Annotated in this window: 8 protein-coding genes; 7 read left to right on the top strand and 1 reads right to left on the bottom strand. The window is 66.6% G+C overall.

Going from position 1 to position 4,373, the window contains the following annotated elements; all coding sequences use genetic code 11:
• From WAW85_RS00975 to WAW85_RS00965, 3 genes are all read left to right on the top strand, one after another.
• Positions 1-233, top strand: a 233-nt coding sequence (locus WAW85_RS00975) for a type VII secretion-associated protein (RefSeq protein WP_422557802.1), incomplete at its 5' end; no start/stop codon positions are given.
• Between the two features lie 47 nt (positions 234-280).
• Complete coding sequence (locus WAW85_RS00970) at positions 281-685, top strand: hypothetical protein (RefSeq protein ID WP_422557801.1); 405 nt, start codon at positions 281-283, stop codon at positions 683-685.
• Positions 682-852 carry a hypothetical protein gene (locus WAW85_RS00965; RefSeq protein WP_422557800.1) on the top strand — a complete coding sequence of 57 codons (171 nt, stop codon included), beginning with the start codon at positions 682-684 and terminating at the stop codon, positions 850-852. Before WAW85_RS00970 ends, WAW85_RS00965 begins: the two co-directional genes overlap by 4 nt.
• A gap of 79 nt (positions 853-931) precedes the next feature.
• Here WAW85_RS00965 and WAW85_RS00960 read toward each other — a convergent pair whose 3' ends face one another.
• Complete coding sequence (locus tag WAW85_RS00960) at positions 932-1,462, bottom strand: YceI family protein (protein ID WP_422557799.1); 531 nt, start codon at positions 1,460-1,462, stop codon at positions 932-934.
• Between the two features lie 205 nt (positions 1,463-1,667).
• On the opposite strand from WAW85_RS00960, the gene rplM reads away from it, so the two are divergent.
• From rplM to WAW85_RS00940, 4 genes are read left to right on the top strand one after another with little or no spacing between them, the layout of a single operon-like run.
• Positions 1,668-2,111 carry a 50S ribosomal protein L13 gene (rplM, locus tag WAW85_RS00955; protein WP_422557798.1) on the top strand — a complete coding sequence of 148 codons (444 nt, stop codon included), beginning with the start codon at positions 1,668-1,670 and terminating at the stop codon, positions 2,109-2,111.
• A complete protein-coding gene (gene rpsI / locus WAW85_RS00950; protein WP_422557797.1) occupies positions 2,108-2,626 on the top strand; it encodes a 30S ribosomal protein S9 in 519 nt (172 codons plus the stop codon). Before rplM ends, rpsI begins: the two co-directional genes overlap by 4 nt.
• 1 nt (position 2,627) lies before the next feature.
• Positions 2,628-3,968 carry a phosphoglucosamine mutase gene (gene glmM / locus WAW85_RS00945; protein ID WP_422557796.1) on the top strand — a complete coding sequence of 447 codons (1,341 nt, stop codon included), beginning with the start codon at positions 2,628-2,630 and terminating at the stop codon, positions 3,966-3,968.
• Positions 3,969-4,023: 55 nt separating this feature from the next.
• Positions 4,024-4,299, top strand: a complete 276-nt coding sequence (locus WAW85_RS00940) for a hypothetical protein (RefSeq protein ID WP_422557795.1) — start codon at positions 4,024-4,026, stop codon at positions 4,297-4,299.
• Positions 4,300-4,373 lie beyond the last annotated feature (74 nt).

Genomic DNA, 4,373 nt, shown 5'->3' with positions numbered 1-4,373 from the left:
GGATCAGCCAGCGCGGCGACGATGTGGTGGTCGAATTCTCCGCCGACGCGGTCTACGGCGGCCGCCAGGTGATCAGCTACCGGGAAGCTCCCGCCTCCGGCGCCGCCATCGCCTGGTACGTCCTGGTGGACGGCACCACGCAAATCAGCGTCGGCTGCCAGGCGGGTACCGGACCCGCGCCGATCGACCCGCCCTGCCAGGCAGCTGTCACCTCGATCTCGGTCAGAAGCTGATCCCGAGCTCCCGGAACACTCCCGGACCGTCTGGCACTCTGTCCGCTATGAACTCCGATCGGTCGGCCATGAGTCCGGCGGGAGCCATTCCGCCGCAGCGCGGCACCGGGGGCGCCGTCTGGGACGTGATCATGTGCGTGGTGATCATCGTGGCGCAGTGGGTGCTCACCATGATCGGTTCCGTCGCCACCGAAACGATTGCCCAGAAGGGGTACTTCGCCAGCGGCTGTGCCAGTGCAGCCGACTGCTCCAGGACCGTCAGTGACCTCGGCGTGCGTCTCGTCAGCGGGTCGGCACTGGTGCTGGGGATCGGGGTCATTGTCCTGCTGGCAATGGGTCTCAAACGCGGCAGGTGGGCGGCGCCGTCCGTATTCGGAGTCTTCGTCCTCCAGATGGTCCTACTCTTCCTCGGCTACTGGATGGCCGAGAACGGTTTCAGCATTCCAGGGTGATCGACGGCCGTCACGCGAATCAGCAGGCGATTCGGGCGATGATCTGGTCGGGTGCTTCCTCCGGGACTCCGCTCGACGTCACCGCGCTGAACGCGCGGTTCACCGATTTACTGCTGTTCCATCGAGTCGCCGTTGCCGACCACCCGCAGCTGGTTGCAGATGATTGACAACTCGATGCGACAACTTGCTGACTTCGCGCAGCTTCCGATCTAGCAGTCAGCTGAGCGTTTCCGGAGACCTCGCCCGTTAGGGAGCGGTGGCGGTAAGGGTGAGGCGGACGTCGTCGGCCACCTTCACGGTGCCCAGCATCAGGGAGAACGGCTTGATGGTGAAGTCGGTCTGCGTCACCACGGTCTCGGCGGAGAAGGTGGTGCCGTCGGCGGTCACCGTCAGCGGATGCGGTTTGGTGACGCCGTGAATAGTGAGGTCGCCGACCACCTGGTAGGTGTCGCCGTCGCGGGTCACGCCGGTGGAGCGGTAGGTGATGGTGGGGAACTTCTTGCCATCCAGCGATTTGAGGGCGTTGCTGCGCGCGATACCGGGTTCGGCGCCGGTCCACGGCGCCAGCCCGCCCTCACCTTTGCGCACCTCCAGCGAGTCCACGTCGACGGTCAGCTCCACCGACGTCGGGTGGCCGTCGTCGTCGACGTCGGCGGTGGCCTGCCACGAGTTCATCGCGATCGTCAGTTTGTGGCCGGTGCGGGCGGCGCGGCCTGCGGTGTCGGTGAAGAGCAGAAGCTCGCCCGCGTCGGCGTTCAGATTCCAGGTAGCTGTCATTCTCCCACCCTGGCATCCGGAAGCGACGCCGACCAGGGTCTTCGGTCATTTTGACCGGCACCGGCACATTCCCGTAACCTTCTCCGTTGGTGCTTGACCGTCGTCGCTTGATCGTCGTCGTCAGCCCCGGGTCCCTACCGGTCGCCGGGAATCAGCTGTGTCCAAGCCCATGACCGGCAGAAGCAAACGAACAGCGAGGACAACTGTGCCTACTTACACCCCGAAGGCCGGTGACGTCACCCGAGAGTGGCACGTCATCGACGCCCGCGACGTGGTGCTCGGCCGTCTCTCCGTGCAGGCCGCAAACCTGCTCCGCGGAAAGCACAAGCCGACGTACGCCCCCCACATGGACATGGGCGACTACGTCATCATCATCAACGCCGAGAAGGTCGCGATCAGCGGTAACAAGCTGACCGACAAGAAGATCTACCACCACTCGGGTCACCCGGGCGGCCTGAAGTCCCGCACCGTGGGCGAGGTTCTCGCCACGCGTCCGGATCGTCTGGTGGAGAAGTCCGTCAAGGGCATGCTCCCGAAGAACAAGCTCGGCGCTCAGATCGCCTCGAAGCTGAAGGTCTACGCCGGCCCGAATCATCCGCACGCGGCCCAGCGCCCCGTTCCCTTCGAGATCAAGCAGGTTTCCCAGTGACCAACGAGAACGTGAACAACGACGTCGAGGTCGTTGACGAAGAGGTCGTCCTGGAAGACGGCGCGTACACCACCGAGTCCGTCGAGGGCGAGACCGTCGAGGTCACCTCGCGCGGCCCGGTCGTCTTCGACATCCCGGTCCAGACCGTTGGCCGCCGCAAGGAAGCCATCGTCCGCGTCCGCGTGCTGCCGGGCAACGGCGAGTTCACGCTGAACGGCCGCACCCTGGAGGATTACTTCCCGAACAAGGTGCACCAGCAGATCGTCAAGTCGCCGCTGGTGACCGTCGAGCGTCCGGACGCCTTCAACATTCAGGCCAAGCTCGTCGGTGGTGGCCCCTCGGGCCAGGCCGGCGCCCTGCGTCTGGCCATCGCTCGCGCCCTGATCGAGGTCAGCCCCGAGGATCGCCCGATCCTCAAGAAGGCCGGCTTCCTGACCCGCGACGACCGCGCCGTGGAGCGTAAGAAGTACGGCCTGAAGAAGGCACGTAAGGCTTCGCAGTACAGCAAGCGCTAAATTGGCACGTCTTTTTGGCACCGACGGCGTCCGGGGCCGGGCCAACGACCAACTCACTGCAGAGTTGGCGTTGGGCCTGGCCTCGGCCGCCGTTGGCGTTTTGGGTGCCGACGCTGTTGCCGCTGATCATCGTCGACCTCGCGTGGTGGTCGGTCGTGACCCACGAGCCTCCGGGGAACTCCTGGAAGCCGCCCTGTGCGCTGGCCTGGCCGCCGCGGGCGCCGATGCGATCCGGGTCGGTGTGGTGCCGACCCCGGCGGTCGCTTTTCTCACCGCGGACTATGCCGCGGACTTCGGCGTGATGATCTCCGCCTCCCACAACCCCATGCCGGACAACGGCATCAAGTTCTTCGGGGTCGGCGGGCACAAGCTCGACGACGCTACCGAGGACGCTATCGAAGCTGCCATGTCCGGCGATCAGCCGCGTCCGGTCGGTGCCGCGGTCGGCCGCCTGATCGACGCCCCTGACGCAGTGCACCGCTACCTCGACCACCTCGTCGCCTCCGGTGGCGACCACCTCGAGGGCCTGACCATCGTCGTGGACTGCGCCAACGGCGCCGCCTCGCACATCGGCCCGCGCGCGTACGAGTCGGCCGGTGCCCGAGTCATCGCGATCCACGCCGAGCCCGACGGACTCAACATCAACGACGGCTGCGGCTCCACGCACCTGGGTAACCTGCAGGCCGCGGTGCTCGAGCACGGCGCCGACCTGGGCCTGGCCCACGACGGCGACGCCGACCGCTGCCTGGCCGTGGATTCCACCGGTGCGGTGGTCGACGGCGACCAGATCATGGCGATTCTGGCGCTGGCCATGCACGAGCGCGGCGCACTAAAAGACAATGTGCTGGTGGCGACCGTGATGAGCAATCTCGGTCTGCACTTGGCCATGGAGGCGGCCGGCATCGAGATCACGGTGACCGGGGTCGGCGACCGCTATGTGCTCGAAGAATTGCGTGCCGGACAGTACTCACTGGGCGGCGAACAGTCCGGCCACATCGTGATCCCGTCGGCCGGCACCACCGGCGACGGTGTGCTGACCGGGCTGCTGCTGGCCCGCCGCGTCGCCGAGACCGGTACGCGACTGGCCGATCTGGCAGCGGTGATGAACATCCTCCCGCAGGTGCTGATCAACGTGCCGGTGTCGGACAAGCATGAGGTCGCCCAGGCCGCCTCGGTGTCCGACGCCGTCGCGCAGGCGCAGACGCAATTGCAGGGCACCGGCCGAATCCTGCTGCGTCCGTCCGGTACCGAGCAGCTAGTGCGGGTGATGGTCGAGGCCACCACCGCCGCCGACGCTCAGTCGATCGCCGAACACGTCGCGAAGGTCGTCGCCGCGGTCTGACAGGTTACTCGGCGTGTCGTGGAACCAGAACCCAGTTTCGTGCGTCTAAGTACACATGAAGGACGTTCTCCGGCTGGACCCAGTCGCCCTCGGGCACCTCATTGCCCGACAATATGCGGTCGCCGACGCACTCGACCACTGCGCGGCAACGCTGGCTGGGACGCCGTGGGTCCACAATCAGGTGCACCGGGAGGCCGCGGCCGCCCTTGAAACGCGGCTCGGGCACCTCGCCGAGCGCTTATCGTCTGGCAGCTCCCGGGTCGCCGGACTGGCTCAGCAGATGACGGCGCAGGCCGCGGCGCTGACCGCCGCCGACGCCAACGGCGAGTGACATGCTCGACGACTTTCTGGCGCTGCTGCACCGATGGCGGATCCGCGGCGGGATCTGGTTCGACGACGATGAGG

Source organism: Gordonia sp. (in: high G+C Gram-positive bacteria), from assembly GCF_049299075.1.
GTDB lineage: Bacteria > Actinomycetota > Actinomycetes > Mycobacteriales > Mycobacteriaceae > Gordonia.
Note: the sequence above shows the minus strand (reverse complement) of the source record. Positions and strands in the feature narration are given on the sequence as shown.

What these genes read in the sequence shown, in the direction of transcription:
- WAW85_RS00940 (WP_422557795.1), top strand. Translation starts at nt 4,024, where the DNA reads ATGAAGGACGTTCTCCGGCTGGACCCAGTCGCCCTCGGGCACCTCATT.
- WAW85_RS00960 (WP_422557799.1), bottom strand. Translation starts at nt 1,462, where the DNA reads ATGACAGCTACCTGGAATCTGAACGCCGACGCGGGCGAGCTTCTGCTC.
- WAW85_RS00970 (WP_422557801.1), top strand. Translation starts at nt 281, where the DNA reads ATGAACTCCGATCGGTCGGCCATGAGTCCGGCGGGAGCCATTCCGCCG.